This is a genomic window from Terrimonas rubra (genome assembly GCF_042686025.1).
Classification (GTDB): Bacteria; Bacteroidota; Bacteroidia; order Chitinophagales; family Chitinophagaceae; genus Terrimonas; species Terrimonas rubra.
In genome coordinates, this window is sequence record NZ_JBHUOZ010000003.1 from 871,780 (window position 1) to 891,238 (window position 19,459).

The 19,459-nt window shown below is 42.7% G+C and carries 14 protein-coding genes; 6 read left to right on the forward strand and 8 right to left on the reverse strand.

Translation table 11 applies throughout. The features are described 5' to 3' along the window. Positions 1-15: 15 nt before the first annotated feature. Together ACFS6H_RS13045 and ACFS6H_RS13050 are read right to left on the reverse strand one after the other, a co-directional pair. The gene (locus ACFS6H_RS13045) at positions 16-795 is read right to left on the reverse strand and encodes a lysophospholipid acyltransferase family protein (RefSeq protein ID WP_386099407.1); all 780 of its coding nucleotides are present in this window, start codon (positions 793-795) and stop codon (positions 16-18) included. Positions 796-799: 4 nt separating this feature from the next. Continuing rightward, the gene (locus ACFS6H_RS13050; protein ID WP_386099410.1) at positions 800-1,279 is read right to left on the reverse strand and encodes a DUF4258 domain-containing protein; all 480 of its coding nucleotides are present in this window, start codon (positions 1,277-1,279) and stop codon (positions 800-802) included. Between the two features lie 244 nt (positions 1,280-1,523). Here ACFS6H_RS13050 and ACFS6H_RS13055 point away from each other — a divergent pair, with 244 nt between their 5' ends. Beyond that, on the forward strand, positions 1,524-1,889 hold the full coding sequence (locus ACFS6H_RS13055) for a BlaI/MecI/CopY family transcriptional regulator (RefSeq protein WP_386099412.1): 366 nt from the start codon (positions 1,524-1,526) through the stop codon (positions 1,887-1,889). Positions 1,890-1,920: 31 nt separating this feature from the next. Continuing rightward, positions 1,921-3,396 (forward strand): M56 family metallopeptidase, encoded by a 1,476-nt coding sequence (locus ACFS6H_RS13060; protein ID WP_386099415.1) that lies wholly within the window; start codon positions 1,921-1,923, stop codon positions 3,394-3,396. A gap of 94 nt (positions 3,397-3,490) precedes the next feature. Here ACFS6H_RS13060 and ACFS6H_RS13065 read toward each other — a convergent pair whose 3' ends face one another. Together ACFS6H_RS13065 and ACFS6H_RS13070 are read right to left on the reverse strand one after the other, a co-directional pair. Continuing rightward, positions 3,491-4,207 carry an LA_2272 family surface repeat-containing protein gene (locus tag ACFS6H_RS13065; protein ID WP_386099417.1) on the reverse strand — a complete coding sequence of 239 codons (717 nt, stop codon included), beginning with the start codon at positions 4,205-4,207 and terminating at the stop codon, positions 3,491-3,493. 63 nt (positions 4,208-4,270) lie between these two features. Continuing rightward, a complete protein-coding gene (locus tag ACFS6H_RS13070; RefSeq protein ID WP_386099420.1) occupies positions 4,271-5,470 on the reverse strand; it encodes a bifunctional 3,4-dihydroxy-2-butanone-4-phosphate synthase/GTP cyclohydrolase II in 1,200 nt (399 codons plus the stop codon). 465 nt (positions 5,471-5,935) lie between these two features. On the opposite strand from ACFS6H_RS13070, the gene ACFS6H_RS13075 reads away from it, so the two are divergent. The 3 genes from ACFS6H_RS13075 (at position 5,936) to rnhA (ending at position 11,455) form a co-directional block, all read left to right on the forward strand. Next, entirely contained in the window at positions 5,936-9,226 is a 3,291-nt protein-coding gene (locus ACFS6H_RS13075; RefSeq protein ID WP_386099423.1) for a TonB-dependent receptor, read from the forward strand. 127 nt (positions 9,227-9,353) lie between these two features. Then, positions 9,354-10,979 (forward strand): acyl-CoA carboxylase subunit beta, encoded by a 1,626-nt coding sequence (locus ACFS6H_RS13080; RefSeq protein ID WP_386099426.1) that lies wholly within the window; start codon positions 9,354-9,356, stop codon positions 10,977-10,979. Positions 10,980-10,987: 8 nt separating this feature from the next. Then, positions 10,988-11,455 carry a ribonuclease HI gene (gene rnhA / locus ACFS6H_RS13085; protein ID WP_386099429.1) on the forward strand — a complete coding sequence of 156 codons (468 nt, stop codon included), beginning with the start codon at positions 10,988-10,990 and terminating at the stop codon, positions 11,453-11,455. 12 nt (positions 11,456-11,467) lie between these two features. Here rnhA and ACFS6H_RS13090 read toward each other — a convergent pair whose 3' ends face one another. From ACFS6H_RS13090 to ACFS6H_RS13105, 4 genes are all read right to left on the reverse strand, one after another. Beyond that, positions 11,468-12,184 carry a thioredoxin domain-containing protein gene (locus ACFS6H_RS13090; RefSeq protein ID WP_386099432.1) on the reverse strand — a complete coding sequence of 239 codons (717 nt, stop codon included), beginning with the start codon at positions 12,182-12,184 and terminating at the stop codon, positions 11,468-11,470. Further along, positions 12,181-12,486, reverse strand: a complete 306-nt coding sequence (gene trxA, locus ACFS6H_RS13095; protein ID WP_386099435.1) for a thioredoxin — start codon at positions 12,484-12,486, stop codon at positions 12,181-12,183. The genes ACFS6H_RS13090 and trxA overlap by 4 nt, the downstream gene beginning before the upstream one ends. Positions 12,487-12,541: 55 nt before the next feature. Then, positions 12,542-13,870 carry a rhamnogalacturonidase gene (locus ACFS6H_RS13100; protein ID WP_386099438.1) on the reverse strand — a complete coding sequence of 443 codons (1,329 nt, stop codon included), beginning with the start codon at positions 13,868-13,870 and terminating at the stop codon, positions 12,542-12,544. 234 nt (positions 13,871-14,104) lie between these two features. Next, on the reverse strand, positions 14,105-18,148 hold the full coding sequence (locus ACFS6H_RS13105; protein ID WP_386099440.1) for a glycoside hydrolase family 2 TIM barrel-domain containing protein: 4,044 nt from the start codon (positions 18,146-18,148) through the stop codon (positions 14,105-14,107). Positions 18,149-18,842: 694 nt separating this feature from the next. On the opposite strand from ACFS6H_RS13105, the gene ACFS6H_RS13110 reads away from it, so the two are divergent. Further along, on the forward strand, positions 18,843-19,451 hold the full coding sequence (locus ACFS6H_RS13110) for a hypothetical protein (protein WP_386099443.1): 609 nt from the start codon (positions 18,843-18,845) through the stop codon (positions 19,449-19,451). Positions 19,452-19,459 lie beyond the last annotated feature (8 nt).

A 19,459-nucleotide genomic window follows, 5' to 3' on the forward strand; every position in this document is an offset into this window, starting at 1 on the left:
TTTGATAAAGGTCGCTTAGTTTTCTGTTTGTTGCTCTTTTTTGATCCAGGCCGCCTTGTAGGCTTCCAGTTTTGCGGACATTATTTTATGTGTCTTTAGTTTTAAATCGGCTGCATCTGTTACTGTAAGGCCGGCAACAGGTATTTCTTCTAAAAACACCACCCTGCATTTTCCCGGTGTCATACTCCATACACTGTCATAATGCATACGGCTATAAGTATCTAAAAATAAAACGGGCTTAACCGGGGTCTGGGTTTCAATGGCCAGGCGGAAAGCCCCATCATAAAAATCTTTTAAGGGCCGGTGGGTGGTATTAAAAGTGCCTTCGGGGAAAAAGAATACCGAGATACCTTTTTTTATAATGGATGTCAGTACCCGGATACTTTTGGCCCTGTTGGCGGCATTGCTCCTGTCCACCGTTACAATGGCATTTTTATAAATATACCCGAACAAGGGGATTTTGGCCATTTCCACTTTGCCCAGGGGCCTTATCGGCTGGCGGATCACTTTTACCAGTACGGCCGAATCCAGATAAGATATATGATTGGTAACAAATACGTACTGTTTTTGTTTATCATGCGGTTGTTCAAAGATGCGTTTGTGAAAAATGAATATCAGGGGGAACCAGATATCAGCCCATAAAGTACAGAGCCGGAGGATGAGGTTACCTCCCTGTATACGGCCCAGCAAAGCTGCCAGCATTACAAAGGGGAAAATAAGTAACATGATGGCCAAAAATAGACTGATGGCGTAAATACAGTAAACTACCTGTAATGGTTTCAGCAGTGCCTTCATCCCTTTACTTATTTTGGTGTTTTTTATCATCACCCGGGCATTCGCATTGCCAGTTGGTGCCGAGGTCAATGGTGGTCACCACTTTTGTTTTATAATCACACTGGGCAAATACAATTCTTACCCGCTGGTCATCCGCCGTTGTTCCTTCCAGGGCATATTCGGGGCAGGGGCGTGCATTCACATTGCTTTTAGTATAGTTGACCTTTCCTTCCCGCATGATCTGTTCTACTTCGGCCTGGGTAATATGGCGGCATTGCATCCTGCATTTGGCATGGGCGGTGTATTCAATAAATGAAGTCCTTCTGTCAAAGCCCCGGTTCCGGTTAACGGTGCTGGCCGGGTCGGTTGCAGTAGTGGTTGTTTTTTTAGTATCAGGTGTTGTCTTTTTCTCTGTTGGGGCCTGGCATTGGCGTACCACAAAGAGGAGTATGGCCAATAATACAACAACCAGTAAAGGGACAGCTTTTTTAAACCTGGGATTCATCCTGCAAGTTTAACGGATTATGGCCAAACCCTAAACTTATAAATGCTTTAATAAGATAAAATAGCGGTTTCCTGTTGTAATAATCCGGGCTAGTGAACAAGGGGCGCAGTGTATCGTATGTGAAATTTTTTTCAAAAAATGTATGGAATATTTCGGGTCTGCCATCTTATCAAAAAATATAACTAAAAAAATAGTTTGTAAACTAAAAAATTAGTTATAAGTTTGGTTTGTAAATTTTACGGACATGAAAACCTTAACAAAAGCGGAAGAGCAGGTAATGCAGGTGTTATGGCAATTGGGTAAATCTTTTTTACGGGATATAGTAGATAATATGCCGGTGCCAAAACCTCACCAGAATACCGTGGCCACCTTATTAAAGATCTTAATGGAAAAAGAGTTTGTAGCGGTAAATGTTATTGGCCGGCAGCATGAGTATTATGCGCTGGTAAGTAAGGAGGAGTATTCCAAAAAAACAATGCGCCAGCTGGTAAAGGGCTATTTCGAGGGCTCCTTCAGTAATGTAGTGTCTTTTCTGGTGGAGGAAAAAGATATATCAGTGGCCGAACTGGAAAATCTGCTGAAAAAGATAAAGGACAAGAAAGGGAAATAAACTTTTTGATCAACGATTTTAAATCACTTACATGAAAGCCTTACTGTTTTATGTATTGCAGGTAGTATTATGCTCGGGCATATTATACAGTTATTACCTGCTGGTGTTAAGGAATAAAAAATTTCACCAGTATAACCGGTTTTACCTGTTATCGGTGGTGGTACTGAGTTTTATTATCCCTTTACTGGAATTTAATATCAGGCCCGGTGACTTAGAGGTGGTGGACAGCCAGGTGTTGCAGAATATTTTTATTAAATCGTATAAACCTGCGGATACAAATAACCTGCAGCAGATCGGCAACTGGTTATTGAACAACGCTATTTCTATTGTATATATCGTTATAGCGGTTTTCTTCCTGTTCAGACTGGTAAAAAGTGTGGGGCATTTATTGCTGATCCGTCAAAGGTATAAGGCGGAAAAATTACAGAAGATACAGTTATTCCGTACCAACGAACCGGGGACGCCGTTCTCTTTTTTTAACTGGCTTTTCTGGGATAATACGATTGGTATGGAGTCGGATAAAGGCCGGCAGATCTTTAAGCACGAACTATATCATATACAACAAAAACACAGCTGGGATATTATTGCCATGGAACTGGTTTGCGTAGTGGGCTGGGTGAATCCTTTTTTTCACCTCATCAGGAGGGAACAGGCTACTATTCACGAGTTCCTGGCCGACCGTTATGCCATGCAACACCAGGATAAGTGGGATTATGCTGAACTGTTATTGGTACAGGCGCTGACGCATAAAAAACGATTGACACAACCTTTTTTTAATAACCAGATAAAAAGACGTATAGCCATGATTACAAATGTTAACAAAACCAGCTTCCTGTATGTACGAAAGTTGCTGGTGCTGCCTATGTTATTACTGCTCGTAGCGTTGTTTGCCATTAATTGCTCCAATGATGATGCGGGCAAAGCAGAACAGCCTGTAGTTAATAAGGATTCTGTAGAGGAGATAGTGATTGAGCAAAAAACACCTGCCGGTAAAGACAGTGGTACGGTTGAAGAGCTCACCATTGTTGAGGAAAAACAGATCCCTCCACCTCCGCCGCCACCGAAAATTGAGGTACGGAAATTTATTCCTCCTAAAGTAGTGAAGGATGGTGAAGCCCCGTCAAAAGCAGAACTGCCAAAGTTTATACCGCCCAAAGTGGTGAAGGATGAGGAAGCCGATCCTTCACAAGTATATAGTAAGGTGGACGTAGAGGCCAGTTTTCCAGGCGGTGTAAAAGGATGGGAAGACTTTTTGAGAAAAAATCTGAATGCCAATATACCGGTGGATCAGGGTGCACCAGCGGGACGTTATACCATCTTTGTCCAGTTTTTGGTAGATAAAGATGGAAATACAAGTGATTTTAAACAACTTACCCGACATGGATTTGGTATGGAAAAAGAAGTACTCAGGGTTTTAAAGTTAACCGGTAAATGGAATCCTGCTTATGTGGATGGGAAAGCAGTAGCGGCCTATAGAAAACAACCTATTACTTTTGTTGTGGAATAGCAATAAGAGTAATCCCACGGATTTTGATCCACAAAAGAACGGCGATATACAGGCAAATAACAATAGCTGGTTTTATACCGCAGCAACCTTTTTACTAACTGCTTATTTCTCGTGTGTTTTTACTTTTAAACTGCCAGTTAATAATTGGCAGTTTTCTTTTTTCGTTCACATTCCACAGTCCGAACTGTAAACCTCTCAGGCTTTTTGTTTTATTAAAAATGCCCAGCTGCAGCCCTTTTGTAGTACGGCCAAAATTGCCAATGCCTATTTGTATGCCTTGGGTATGGGCGCCATAGTTGGATACACCTGCCTGTAAGCCGTTCAGGTAGTAGGCTTCATTGAACATAGCCAGTTGAAGGCCGTTATGTTTTTGTGCAAAGTTCATGAATACCGATGCGGTAATACCATTTACCTGGAAATTGATATTGCCTATGAGGCCTGTATTAATACCGTTGGTGATACAATCACAAACGGTGCCGGTAGCGGAGAGGGAAAGGCCATTTATTTTTTCAGATACGGGCTGACCGGCTATTTTTTCAAATGCACTATCCGATTCAACTACAGGGCTGCGGGGAACAAGGGGTATCACAATGCCGGCCCCGATCAGTTCAATTTTAATACCATTGGTATTGGTATTACGCACTGCGTTGCTAACGGTACCGATACCAACGGATATACCGTGGATATGAATATTTTTCTGGTGATAGGTCCAGGCCGGGAAATAATTTCGCTGTTTACCGTCTTGTGCAAAAGAAGTATTACAGAAAGTAATGCCTGATAACAGGATAAAAAAAAATGTTGTAGTCTTCATAGCCGTACTTAAGGCTACAAAGTTTACAACATTTGTTATGCTTTACAAAACCCAAACATTTTATTACAGCTCGTGTCCCAGTTTGGCTTTTTTAGTGCTCAGGTATTTTTCGTTGTGTTCGTTGGGGCAAATAGCAATGGGCACGTTTTCTACAATCTGTAAGCCATAGCCAATCAAGCCCACCCGTTTTTTAGGGTTATTGCTCATCAGGCGCAGGTGGGTTACGTTCAGGTGACGTAATATCTGGGCGCCTACGCCGTAATCACGCTGATCGGCCTGGAAACCCAGGTGCAGGTTGGCTTCTACGGTGTCCATTCCTTCTTCCTGTAGTTTATAAGCCTTTAATTTATTCAGCAGTCCGATGCCGCGACCTTCCTGGTTCATATATAATATAATACCCTTGCCTTCTTTTTGTACCATTTCCATGGCAGCGTGTAACTGGTCGCCGCAATCACAACGCAGGGAGCCTAAAATATCGCCGGTAAAACAGGAGCTGTGCACACGGGTAAGTACGGGCTCACCGGCCTGCCATTCCCCTTTGATAAGTGCCAGGTGTTCGTTTAAAGAACTTTTTTCTTTAAAAGCCACTAACTGGAAATGACCGTATTGTGTGGGCATATCCACCCGCACGATCTCTTCAATTAATGAATCGCGTTTCAGGCGGTATTCTATCAGGTCTTTAATAGATATTAATTTAAAATCGAACTTCCTGGCTACCTCAATTAATTCAGGCAGGCGGGCCATGGTGCCGTCATCGTTCATAATTTCAACCAGTACACCGCCATAGGGTGGGGGGAAGCCGGCTAAACGGGCCAGGTCCACTGCCGCTTCGGTATGGCCTGCACGACGCAATACACCACCTTTTTTGGCGCGCAGGGGGAAAATATGCCCCGGGCGGCCCAGGTCGGCAGGGTTTACAAAGGGGTCGTTCAGTGCCTGGATTGTTTTGGAACGGTCCTGGGCAGAAATACCGGTGGTACAACCGTGGCCCAGCAGGTCAACGGAAACGGTAAAAGCCGTTTCATGCAGTGCCGTATTATTGCTCACCATCAGGTCGAGGCCCAGTTCATCACATCTTTCTTCCGGCAGGGGGGTGCAGATCAGTCCGCGGCCGTGTTTACTCATAAAATTCACTACTTCAGGGGTAATGGTGGCAGCGGCACAGATAAAATCACCTTCATTCTCACGGTCCTCATCATCTACCACAATGATCAACTTACCGTTTTTTATATCTTCAATCGCACTTTCTATAGTACTGAACATGGGACACTAATTTTTGCAAATGTAACAACAAAAAACAGGTGGCAATAGTTTGCGGATCTTTTCATTTCCCCGGTAAGCAGTTACCGGAAGCATGCCAAATATCTTATTTACCATCTGTTTAGCAGGTCTTTCGGGCCTTAAGGGGCGAAAGACGGGCTGATAAACCAAATTATTGCCGGACAGTTTTCCGCTCTTTTTAACACCTAGTGAGGTTTTTGGGGTATATTTAAATTACCGGGCGGGCAGGACAGACCGGGGCGGGAAGACCCCGTTTTTTGCTTGCCTGTTACTAACGGTAGTTAGCTAATCCATTAATTATGAAGATGATATAAATATTGTTGAGTTTCACCCCTCTACGCCTTTGGAATGATTAAGCAAATGCTTATTAATTTGTTAATATTTGTGCTACAGTTGTGTTTGAATATTTCCTTTCTTTGCAGCATTATTCGAAAATAAAAATTATTTATGCTTAAGAGAATCTCGGTTTTTCTTTCCATGCTAATGCTGCTGGGCGGCTTTTTACATGCCCAGGTAACAACAAGTACAATAACAGGTAACGTAAAAACGGCAGGAGGTGAGTCTTTAGTAGGTGCAACTATTACTGCTACCCACACTCCCTCTGGTACGGTTTACAACACCATCGCCAAAAAGGATGGTTTTTTTACCCTTCCCGGTTTAAGGATTGGTGGCCCCTACACTGTTAAAATTGACTTTGTTGGCCAGGAATCAAAAGTATTTGAAGGTATAACCCTGCAATTAGGTGAGCCTTACAATATCCAGGCGGTTTTAGGTGAAGATTCTAAAGAACTGGAAGCCGTAGTGGTAACCGGTAAAAGTAAAAAAACAGCTTCTGATAAAGGTGGTATGAGTACTGTTTTAAATAACAGGATCTTAAATACCATGCCTACTATCAGCAGGAGCATTACTGACTTTACCAGGTTAACTCCCCAGGCTAACGGTAATAGTTTTGGTGGCAGAGATGCCCGTTTAAACAATATTACTGTAGACGGTGCTAACTTAAATAATAACTTTGGTTTGAATACCGATCCTTTACCAGGTGCCGGCAACAGCCCTGTGTCTTTGGATGCTTTTGATGAGATCAGTGTAAGTATCTCTCCTTTTGATGTAAAACAAGGTAATTTCACCGGTGGTAATATTGCTGCTATTACTAAAAGCGGTACCAATACTTTCAGAGGTACAGCTTATTACTATTTCAGAAATGAAGACCTTATAGGTGATAAAGTAAAAGACCAGAAAGCATTAAAACCAGCAGGTAAAACAACCATTTTTGGTGGTAGCTTAGGCGGTCCGATCATTAAAAACAAATTATTCTTCTTCGTTAACGCAGAAAAAGAAACCAAACCACCTGCAGCAGGTATTACCTGGACACCAACAGGCGGTTCCGGACAAGGTAATATTTCTGATGTTACCAAAACTGATTTGGACCTGGTTGCCAATTATGTAAAAGGTATGGGTTATGACCCGGGTGTGTATGATAACTTCCCTAGCTTTAAAAACGATAACTATAAAATTTTAGGTAAAATTGACTGGAATATCAGCAATAAACATAAGCTTACTTTAAAATATAGTGACTTTAAAGGTACACAGGATTTCCAGCCATCTCAGAGTGGTAATATATCCGGTACACAGGCTGGTTTAACATATGGTCCTAAGTTTTCTAAAACTGCCATGGGTTTCTCTAATATTAACTACCAGCAGATTGACGTAGTTCGTTCAGGTGCTTTGGAGTTAAACAGTAATTTCAGCTCGAGATTGTCAAACCAGTTTCTGGCAACTGTAACCCAAATTAAAAGTGATAAAGAAGGACAAGGCGATGTATTTCCTTTTGTAGACATTTTTAAAGCAGGTCAGAACTATATCAGCTTAGGTACTGAACCATTTAATGGCAAAAACAATAAAGTATTAAATGATATTTATACTATTACCAATAACCTTACTTATTATGCCGGTAAACATACTTTAACTGCCGGTGTAAGTTATGAGTATCAGAAAGTGGGTAATATGTTCATGAGAGGTGCTTCTGGTTATTACGCTTTTGCAAGTGTTGATGACTTTGTTAATAACAGGGCTCCCATTAAATTTGCTCAAACCTATTCTTTAATCCCCGGTAAAGACGATGTTACTTCTGCGGAATTAAAGATCGGACAGTTGTCTGCTTATGTTCAGGACGAAATTAATATCACTCCTCAATTCAGAGTAACTGTAGGTGTTCGTGTAGATAAACCAATTTATCCTGAGCAGCCTTTAGAAAATCCTGCTAACTCTGCATTGACCTTCCAGGGACTGGATGGCTCTCCGGAGAAATTAACTACTGGTTCGTTCCCTAAAGCAGCTCCTTTATTCTCACCAAGAGCTGGTTTCCGTTGGGATATCCACGGTGATAAAAGCAAGATCTTACGTGGTGGTACAGGCTTATTTACCGGTAGAATACCATTTGTTTACTTAACAAATATTCCTACCAACAGTGGTATGTACCAGTACTCTTCCAATGTTAATAATACTTTGTCTGGTGTAAATATGAACAATTACCTGTTCAATCCTAGCCCCCAGGCTTACAATCCTTTCTACAATAACAACTTACCGGCTAACTATTTCCCTACAACTGCAGGTTCTGTTGCATCAGCTGACTTTGCCGTTACTGCCAGGAAATTCAAGTTCCCTCAGATATGGAGAACTAACTTAGCGATTGACCAAAGCTTTGGAGCGGGTTGGAAACTGACTTTAGAAGCGATGTATACAAAAGACATCAATGCAACGGCTATGTATAACGCCAACCAAAGTACCCCAACCGGTACAGTAAGAACTGGTGGTTTTACCCGTCCTGCTTACTCAGCTAATAACAATGCTGCAAGAAGGGTGAACAGCTCTATTACCAATGCAATTGTATTGGATAATACCAAAAAAGGACAATCTTTTGTATTGACCTCTCAGGTGTCTAAAGCGTTCAGCAATGGTTTCTATGGTTCAGTAGCTTATACTTATACTTTTGCCCAGGACGTTACTGCTAACCCGGGTAGCCAGGCCAGCTCTGTTTGGAATGCTAACCCTACCAGCGGTACTTTAAATGACAGGGAATTATCTTTCTCAAACTTTGCTGTTCCTCACAGGGTAATTGCGAATGTTTCTTACAGAAAAGAATACCTGAAGCACTTAGGTACTACCATTTCATTATTCTATGAAGGTAGCCACCAGGGTCGCTACAGTTATATCTACAATGGTGATATTAACTGGGACGGTTTTTCTCAAGACTTAATGTATGTTCCTAAAAATGCAACTGACGTTAACGAGATCAGGTTTGTTGATAAAGCATATGCTAACGGTGTAACTTACACTGCTGCTCAGCAAGCTCAGATCTTTGAAGCCTATATCGAGCAGGATCCTTACCTGAAAAAGAACAGGGGTCAGGTAGTGGAAAGGTTTGGTGCTAAAACACCTTGGTTCAACAGGGTTGATGCGAAACTGATCCAGGATATCTTTACCAATATTGGTAAAAACAGGCACACTTTACAGCTTACTGCTGACGTGTACAACCTGGCCAACCTGATCAATAAAGATTGGGGTATCCGTAAACTTTTCACTGTAAACAACCCTTTACGTGTTGAAAGTATCACAGGTGGTGTTCCATCTTTCTCTATCTCTCCGTTTAACAATGCTCCTGTAACCAAGTCGTTTGTTGATAACGTATCAACTGCAACTACCTGGTCAATGCAGATCGGTATTCGTTATATTTTCTAATAGCAGAATATAGATAAATACTTAAAAGGCTGTTTCAATTTTGAAACAGCCTTTTGCTTTTTATAGACTGTTGTTTAAATAATACTTAATCCCATTCTCCTATCTTTGTTACATAACGATATTGACTATGAATATTGAGTTTAACCTATACGAAGACAGGATGAAAACCTTACTGTCGCAGATGCGGGAACGTCTGGCAAAAGTGCAGGAAGGTGGGGGAAAGAAAGCAATGGCCAAACAGGCCGAGAAAAATAAATTAACACCCCGGGAACGCATCAGTTACCTGGTGGATAAAAATAGTTCCTTTATAGAAATAGGCGCTTTTGCCGGCTGGGAAATGTATGAAGAATACGGTGGCTGTCCTGCAGGAGGTACGGTAGCGGGCATAGGGTATGTGAGTGGTAAACAATGTATCATTGTAGCCAATGATCAAACCGTAAAAGCAGGGGCCTGGTTCCCTATAACCGGTAAGAAAAACCTGCGTTTGCAGGAGATGGCCATGGAAAATCATTTACCCATTATTTACCTGGTGGATAGCGCAGGCGTTTTCCTGCCCATGCAGGATGAGATATTCCCGGATAAAGAACATTTTGGCCGGATATTCAGGAACAATGCCAAGATGAGTGCGATGGGGATTACCCAGATTGCGGCAGTCATGGGCGCTTGTGTGGCGGGTGGTGCTTATTTGCCTATTATGAGTGATGAAACCCTGATGGTGGAAGGCAATGGCTCTATCTTTTTGGCAGGCCCATATTTAGTAAAAGCAGCTGTGGGGGAAGATGTGGATGCGGAAACCCTGGGAGGGGCCGATACGCATACTTCCATTTCCGGCATAGCCGATTATAAATTTAAGACCGAACAGGAATGCCTGGACCATGTAAAACATATGATGTCCCTGCTGGGCGACAGGCCCAAAGCCGGCTTTAACCGGGCCACACCTGAACTACCGGCAAAAGATGCCGGTGAGTTATATGGCTTGTTCCCCAGTGATGGTAAACCCTATGATATAGTGGAGCTTATTGAACGTATGGTGGACGGATCGAAGTTTGAACAGTTTAAAGAAGACTATGGCAAAACCATTGTATGCGGTTATGCCCGTATTGACGGCTGGGCGGTAGGTATAGTGGCCAACCAGCGTAAGATGATCAAAACAAAAAAAGGAGAGATGCAGATGGGCGGTGTTATTTATAATGACAGTGCCGATAAAGCTGCCCGTTTTATATTAAACTGTAACCAAAAGAAAATACCGCTGGTGTTTTTACAGGATGTTACCGGCTTTATGGTAGGGAGCAGGAGTGAACATGCCGGCATTATTAAAGACGGTGCTAAACTGGTTAATGCCGTAGCCAACTCGGTAGTACCTAAAATAACCATCGTGATCGGTAACTCTTATGGGGCCGGTAATTATGCTATGTGCGGCAAGGCTTATGATCCACGTTTTATTTATGCCTGGCCTACTGCTAAAATAGCGGTGATGAGCGGGGAGTCGGCGGCCAAAACTTTATTGCAGATAGAAGTAGCGTCGCAGAAAGCAAAAGGTACTGTAGTGAGTGAGGCGGAGGAACAAAAACTATTCAACGAAATAAAAAGCAAATACGATAAACAAACCACACCTTACTATGCGGCAGCCCGTTTATGGGTAGATGCGATCATTGATCCCATGGAAACAAGGAATGTGATTTCGCAGGGTATTGCTGCAGCCAATCATAACCCGGAGATCCCGGATTTAAAGACCGGTGTATTCCAGGTATAATCTATTTCATGACGAATTCTATCATTACAATTTACACCGATGGCGCGGCCAGGGGTAATCCCGGGCCGGGGGGGTATGGCGCCATTCTTATGTTTGGCAGTTTCCGGAAAGAACTCTCGCAGGGCTATAAACTCACAACCAATAACCGTATGGAGTTACTGGCGGTGATCGCTGCCCTGGAAACTTTAAAACGCGATGATATTCCCGTTAAAATTTTTTCTGACAGTAAGTATGTAGTGGATGCTGTTGAAAAAGGATGGCTGAATAACTGGGTACGTACTAATTTCAAAGGCGGGAAGAAGAATAAAGACCTGTGGCTGCGTTATTATGAATTATCTAAAAGATACCGAATACAATTTCAATGGGTGAAGGGCCATGCCGATAACCCATTGAACAACCGTTGTGATGTACTGGCAACAACAGCAGCCGATAAAGGGCCACACCTGATTGATGAAGGGTATGTAAGCGAAAATTAATCCCGTCAGGGTTTATAAAGCTTTGATCATTTTTTTCATGGTGGCATCTGTCTGGTAGCCGGTCAGTCTTTTTACTTCCTTACCAGATGCATAAGTGATCAGTACGGGTAATTCCTCCAGGTTCAGTTTTTTAGCCAGGGTCTTTGCTTCGTCTACATTAATGCGGATCACAGTCACTTTACCTTCGTATGCCTGCTGCAGTTTGCGCAGGCCCGGTTCCATTTTTTTACAGGGCAGGCACCAGTCTGCATAAAAATCAACCAGTACTTTGGTATTAGCGGCCAGCAGCGAATCAAATTGCTGAATGGAGTAGGCGTCTGCTACGGTTACCGTGGTAGCCGTTAGCGGTAATTCCTGGTTGGTCCAGGCCATAATGCCTCCTTTGAGATCATATACCTGTGTAAAACCCAGTTCCTCCAGGGTAGCAGCTGCGGCCGCACTTCTTAAGCCGCCTTTGCAGTATACATATACCGGGGCTGTTTTATCCAGCCCGGCTACACGGTCTTTAAAGCTTTTATCGTTCACATTTATATTGCTGGCGCCACTGATATAACCGGTGGCAAACTCTTCAGGAGTACGAACATCCAGAATGGTTTTCTTTACAGCTGTGTCAACATGTTGCTTAAAATCGGCAGCAGTTAACTGTACAGTTTTGTTTTGCTGTGCAGCAACAAACTGGTGTACCAGTAAGAAGATAAGGACGGGAAAAAGACGAAAAAGTATTTTCATGAACCGGCATGTGTTTGAATGAGCTGTTCTAATTCGGCGGCGGGTACCACACCTGATTTGCGCCAGACAATTTTTCCCTGTTTAAATAAAATAAGGGTGGGAACGGCCTGTACCTGGTAGGCCTGGGCTGCTGCAGGACTTTGATCAATATCTACTTTAATGATCGTGGCTTTATCGCCCACCTGCTCTTTTAAGCCGGAAAGTATAGGAGCCATGGTTTTACAGGGGCCGCACCAGGTGGCAAAAAAATCCACCAGCACCGGCTTATCACCATTGATCAGTGTATTAAATGTTGCTGCCATACTGCAAAGGTACAACAACCTTTAAATATGAGCTTGTAGTGTCTTTATGTGTTTGTTAATGAACCGCTTGCCCGTTTACCTGTACGTTCTTCAGGGTAAAATTCCGTACATGATCTTTATTCAGGTTCGATTTCTCTGCCCTGATATCCAGGTTCTCAAAAGTAAAATTGCTGAGCTTATCATGTTCACCCGGTGCTACATCAAAAAATACGGTACATGTCAGCTTAATATTTTTCAGACTGATATGATCGGAGACAGACGGGGGCGGGTCTTTTCGTCCCTTCAGGTCAAAGAATTGTTTCCAGGGCTTTACAAAAATCAAGCTGTAGGCATTACCGGTGATATTCTCCACACTGATGTATTCGTATTGCTGTGGTGTGTCGGGACGCATTTTTAACCATAATACTCTTTTGGCTTCATCAATTTTGCAGTTACGCATGATGATGTTTTTATTGTGTATGGCTTCGCTGCCACAGGTGAGTGCAGAGTGACAAAAGCCGAACTCGGTATCTTCAATAATGATATTGGTATTGGCGCCGTTACCGGCTGTGGTATCAGCCCACGGGCCTTTGCCGCCTTTTAAGGCAATGGCATCGTCGTTTACAGATAAATAACAACCTTTGATCAACACATTATTACATACATCCAGGTCAATGGCATCGGTACTGGGTGCTTTAATGGGCTCATAGGGTGAAGTAATGCGTACGTTCAGTATTTTAATATTATTGCACTGGTAATAATGGCTGGACCAGAAGCCTGCATTCTGCAAGGTTATATCCTGTAATTGTACATTGTTACTGTTCCAGATAAATACAAGGCGTGGACGGGATACTTCCAGATTGGTACATTGCGGGTTCTCTTTCCGTCTTTGCCAGAAGGCTTCCCAGTATTTTTTACCGTTACCATCGATGATGCCTTTACCTGAGATGGTAAAGCCATCCACTCCATAGGCGTTCACCACTGCGGGGAAATAATCCAGGTTTTGCCCCTCCATCCTTGAAGGTATGATGGGGTAGTGGGCAATATCATCCGAGCCTTTTAAAACGGCTCCTTCTGATACGTATAAATGGGTTTTGGGTTTAAAGAATAAAGCGCCGGTTAAAAAAGTTCCTTTGGGTATAATGATAACACCACCTCCCTGTTTGGATGCTTTATCAATAATGCGTTGTAAAATGGCGGTTTGTAATTTACTACTGTCCTTTACGGCGCCATGCTTTGTAATAATAAACTGCTTACCCAGTTTTTTATAATTAACTTTTGTCGTGTCTTTAAACCAGGCCGGGATAATGCTTCCGTCAGGGAAACGATCGGCTGCACTTGACTGTGCTACAACAGCAATAGCGGTGCAAAAAAATAAGGTTACCAGCAGGCTTGTAAACTTCATATACATGGCAATTGTTAGTTAACGCTCTTTTATGTTATCACTGTTGTATGCATACTGCTGTAAACTACAGTTTAAAATCTTAAAACAATGCAAAACAAATAGTGTATAAGGGGTTCAAGTTAATGATTTAAAACAGGCTGACTAACCTGTAGTGTAGGCTCCTGTTTTTGCCTGGTATATAAAATAAAAGCCCGCATGGTAAGTGCAGGCTTTTATAAGGGTAAGCATTCTTCATTATTCGAGAACAGTAAACTCTGCGCCGGCAGCATAATCCTGTCCGCCTTGTTCACTTAAACCTGTAAAGCGGATATACCTGGCTTTAACAGGTTTATCAAAGATTACTTTTTTCAGTGCAGGCCCTTTATCAAAGCTTGCTTTTTCTATGATCGTCTTCCAGCTAATATTATCATCACTTACCTGTATGCTGTAATCTTTTATAGCGCCATTTGTACTGTTTTGACGGGGCAGGTAGGTAAACCCTTTAATGGTTTGGGTATTGCCCATGTCAAAATCTACCCAATGCGGGTATTTGGCTACAGTAACCGAATACATGGTATGCCAGTTCGTGGCAGGGTCGCCATCTACCAGGTATTCGGCATTGCCTTCACCCGCTTCCTGGCTGCTGGCATTAATAACTCTTATGGGTACCAAAGCTATTTTTTCAAAGGTATTGCTCACTTTATTAACGGGGTCATGGATAAACCAGGCCGTTACTTCACCACCCTCGCGTAAATACACGGAGGTTTTATAGTCCTGTACCGGGCCGTTGTTGATGCTAAAACGGATGGCCTCATTTTTAACTGACCTTATTTCCATTCTTCCATCGGTTCCCCGTGTAATGGCCAAAGGCACTTTACCGGCGGGGCTTACATTGGCAACTGCACTAAGGTCTTTGTTAGCCGGGCGGATGATAAAGCCGAAATTGGTCTGCAGGGCTTTTACCCGGTCCGGCTCCAGCGGGCCTCCCTGGCCGCAGCTGTTACCACCCAGGCCGGTTACCGCTTCATTCAGCTCCAGGTAGGTGTCATTGGCTTTGGGTAACTGGTAGGGGTGTGGTGCCTGGATCATGTCAATGGCTGAATACTGCGAGGCCGATGCCGTCATATGGTCCTGTGTGGACAGGAATACGGCCCCTTCGCCGGCAGCATTGGTTAGGGCTACCCAGCGCAGGTCTTCACGGTTGCCCATATCCTGCGGTTTGATAAAATCAACAAACTGGTCCGCTACCGTGCTCTTATACTGTCCGATCAGTGAACCTGCTTTACGATCGGCATAATTATCATAAGGGCCGCGGCCATAATAGGTGTAATTCGCCAATTGCTTCGGTACGTTCATAATATAACCCAGCTTCGCCAAAGTAAGGCCCGGTTTATTGGAGCTGATACTCGATTGCAGTTCAACAGAACCATCGGGATAGATCGTATAGAACTGGTGAGTGATGAATTTAAAATCTGCAGGACCGAATGGCTGGCTGGTCAGCTCTTCTATTTTATTTCTGCCAGAGTTGGGTTTGCCCAGGATTTTTGCGCCATTGGGCGCCTGCGATACCACGGTAAAAGCAGCCGTAACGGTGCCGTCATTATTTTGTGTGAAATGACTGCTTACAGCCCGGTGCTGCAGGTTGTGTAAGCCGTTGGAAAACCAGGACGGATATGCCCAATTGTCATTATCAAGATAAGCCCTGAAGGCATTCAGCCGGGGACCTTTCCCTTTTGTAATAATTTTATTACCGCTATATTGAAGACTGTAGAGGCTTCCTGTTGTCTTGTCAAATTGTGCGACAAAATGATCGCCGCTCACCGTTTGAATATTACCGGCGGAAGGGCTATAAAGGGCTTTACCGGAATTCCCATTTTTAGACACTGTAGCAATGGACGGTTTTTGGCTAATGGCTTTCACCAGGAACTGTTCTTCCGCCTGCACATAACCTTTCTCAGCCCAGGGTTGTTTGTTTTTTTGTAAAAACCGGATAGTGACAAAATATGCTGAACCCGGTTTGAGTAAATCGTACCTGTATGGGATGGTAATTTCTTTTTCCGATCGGGGATTTATCGTTCCGGTAGGTATCAACCCACTCGCAGCCGGTTTACCATCTTCCGTTAAAGTCCAGGAAATGTCGAATTCGTTCAGGTCTTTAAAATAGAATTTATTAAAAATGCGGAACAGGCCTTTCTGCACATCTGTTTCTTTAACCACTACTTCCTGGTAAACTTTTTTCACCTCGTAATATTGGGGTTTAGGTTTCCTGTCACCGAAAAGGAGGCCGCACATGGAAAAATGTCCGTCGTTGGGTGTATCGCCAAAATCGCCGCCATAGGCAAGATATTTTGTACCTGTTTTTTTATCGTAATGGTAGAGCGAAAGATCCAGCCAGCTCCAGATGGCCCCGCCCATAAAATGATTGGTTGATTCCATGGCTTCCCAATAGTCAACAAGGTTGCCACAGGCATTGCCCTGGGAGTAGGCATATTCTGATATATGGAAGGGGTATTTTATTTTATAATCGCCTTTTACGGCCCCCTGTACCCATGCTATGGAAGGGTATTGGTTAGAGCCGATATCGACAATGTCATTATTGCGCTCGTACTGCACCGGCCTGGAAGTATCAAATGCTTTTAAAGCTTCATAAGCTGCTGTAAAATTTTTACCGGGCCCGCCTTCATTGCCTAATGACCAGAGTACTACGGAAGGACGGTTATAGGTAGCATGGGCCATTTCCATTACCCGGGCGATATGGGCCGTTTTCCATTCGGGCGGATGCGAGAGAGATTCTGCTCCATAATAATATTCATGTGATTCTATATTAGCCTCATCTTCTACATAAATGCCGTACTTGTCGCAGAGATAGTACCAGTAAGGATCATCCGGGTAATGTGAATTTCTCACATGGTTAATATTAGCCCGCTTCATCAGGATGATCTCCTCTTCCATCATGGCATGTGTAATGGCATGACCTGTTGCCGGGTGGCTTTCGTGGCGGTTAACGCCTCTTAGTTTTACAGTTTTACCATTGATATAATAATACCTTCCGGCCAGTCCGAATTCATCTTTTTCGGCCGGGGTGTCTTTTATTTCTACTTTACGGAAGCCCACATGAACCGATACGGTCTCCACGATTTTACCCGCGGCATTTTTCAGCTCCGCGATCAGTGTGTAGCGGTATGGTTTTTCTGCCGACCATTGATAAGGGTTCTGCACTTTCATTACTGTTGCAGCAGCTTTGGTGACTGACTGCGGTGATACGGCATCCACCGTTGTTTTTGCTACCGCGTTCGCCATCTTCACATTATCATCCCCATACAAATTGTTTGCATAAAGAGCGTATGTTACGGTATAACCTTTGGCAACAGTTGTATGAAGGTTTCTTATATCGGCATTAATGGTTAAAGAGCCGTCTTTATAATGGGCATCGAGGTCGGGAAGCACTCTTATATCCCGTATATGTACTTTGGGAACAGCGGTTAATGCCACGGTGCGGAAAATGCCGGGCAGCCGGAATATATCCTGTGATTCCAGGAAAGAGCCATCGGAGAGGCGGTACACTTCCACCGCCACTGTATTCTTTCCTTTCTGTAAAAAGGTGGAAATATTAAAGCTGGCCAGGTTCCTCGAGTTTTTAGAAAACCCGACATATTTCCCATTGATCCACAGGTAAAAAAAACAATCCACACCGTCGAAATTCAAAAATACTTCGCGTCCGTCCCAGTCAGCGGGTATGTCAAAATCACGGCGGAAAGAGCCTACTTCGTTCCGGTACTGGTAGGTTGTCCAGTCTTTTGGCGGTTCACGCATAACGCCTTTTTTCCAGTCGTTCACTTCTATTTTATGGTAAAAGATCACGGGCTGGTTTACATAAATGGGCACGCCATATTTAAGGCTTCCGTCTTTTTGTATGCCGGTAATATTCCAGGAAAGCGGCACGGCCACATTATCCCAGCCGGATACATTATAACCTGCCTGATAAAAATCCTTAGGACGTTCTTCCGGGTTTTTGGCGAAGTGAAACTTCCAGCTACCGTTTAATGACTTCCAGTATCTGGAATTTTCGGGAAGTACCTTACGGGCGCTGGTTATATCCTGGAATGAAAAAAAATAAGCCCTGGGTTGTTCCTTGTTTAAGGATAAGCGCTGGGGTGACTGCCATTCCTCCCCTGAAGGAGCAATCGTAGTACCGTATTCAAAGCCTTGCAGTAAAGGAGCCTGGGCAGTGGTGTTAGCAACGGCCAAAAATAAAAAAGCAATAAGGATAAAAGCAGCAGGTGTTTTCTGTTGAAGCATGTATAGCGTGTTTTGTTTTACTGTAAGCAATCTTGGATAATCATCATTCCTGTAGAATTTTCAGTTGCGCCTGTTTTTATTGGGGCGTGTAGATAAGTATGGCAGGAGTAAACTTACAGTAAAAATAAATGTCAAAAACACATTTATTAATTTCAATCGGTTACAGTGAATAAAAAATTATGGTCTGTGTGTATTGTACTCTTTAAATTGTTCAAAAGAAGATATTGATTGTTCATATTTAGTCATGCTGGTAAATAGCAGCTGATGTGTTAGAGGCTTTAATTTTGAAATCTGGATAAAGTTCTATTTCTAAAAAAAAATCTTCTATGCACTTAGTATATGGTATTCCGTTGGTTTTTTTGGATTATAAAATCATCCCCTGAATCTTATTCATTTTGTAGATTAATACCGTGTTATCTGTTGCTGTCGATGAAACTTTATACCACCTATCAAAGAGTCAAAGATGAAGAATTTTTCCTTTTAAAGCGTTTTACGGAAAACCGTATGGATACTAAAATTACCAGGCCGATATTTGGCCGGTACTGTTAGTAAAAGTGTGCTTAAGTATTTCCCTTCGCAGGGTAAACAGCTTTATTAGATGCCTTGAACGAAGAAAGCTCGTTGTTCCTTCTTGCTCGGTTATGCGGCAAGTCCTCACTGCGTGCAGAATAAATGATAGATAATATAATTAATTATGCCAAGTGGAAATCCTCATCTTCTCAAACGGCCATCTCTTTTTGCGATGTTCTGCCTTTCTTACTTGCCTTTGCTTTTTTTATTGATTGTGAAGGTGATGATGGCAAACAGGTCATTTTTGTATTACGCAGGTTTTAATAAAGAAAGTATAATAACGTTTACAGAAAAGTTTGGCTTTGTAATAATTTTAGTATTGCTTTCCTTATACGCCATAATTGGTACCAAGCTTACTCTTGCAAATATCAAACGTATTGAAAGTAATGCTTTTCCAGTTACCATTAGTTCAATAAAGCCTAAAAATGAAGAAGCATTATCTTATTTGGCCACTTATGTATTGCCTTTATTAGCCCAAGGCCAGATAGGGTACTTCGAATACATCGCCTTTGTAGTATTGTTTGGTATTTATTATAAACTCTATGCTACGTCCAGTCTGATTTTAATAAATCCTATTCTTAACCTAAAATATGGTCTTTACGAAGTAGAATATTTAAAAGGTGATACAACTATTCCCAAAAGTGCTATGATTATTTCCGAAAACAAATGGATTAACGAAGAAGATGATCTGCAAATAGTCAAACTGAGTCATCGTCTTTATTTCGCTTACTAACAAAACAA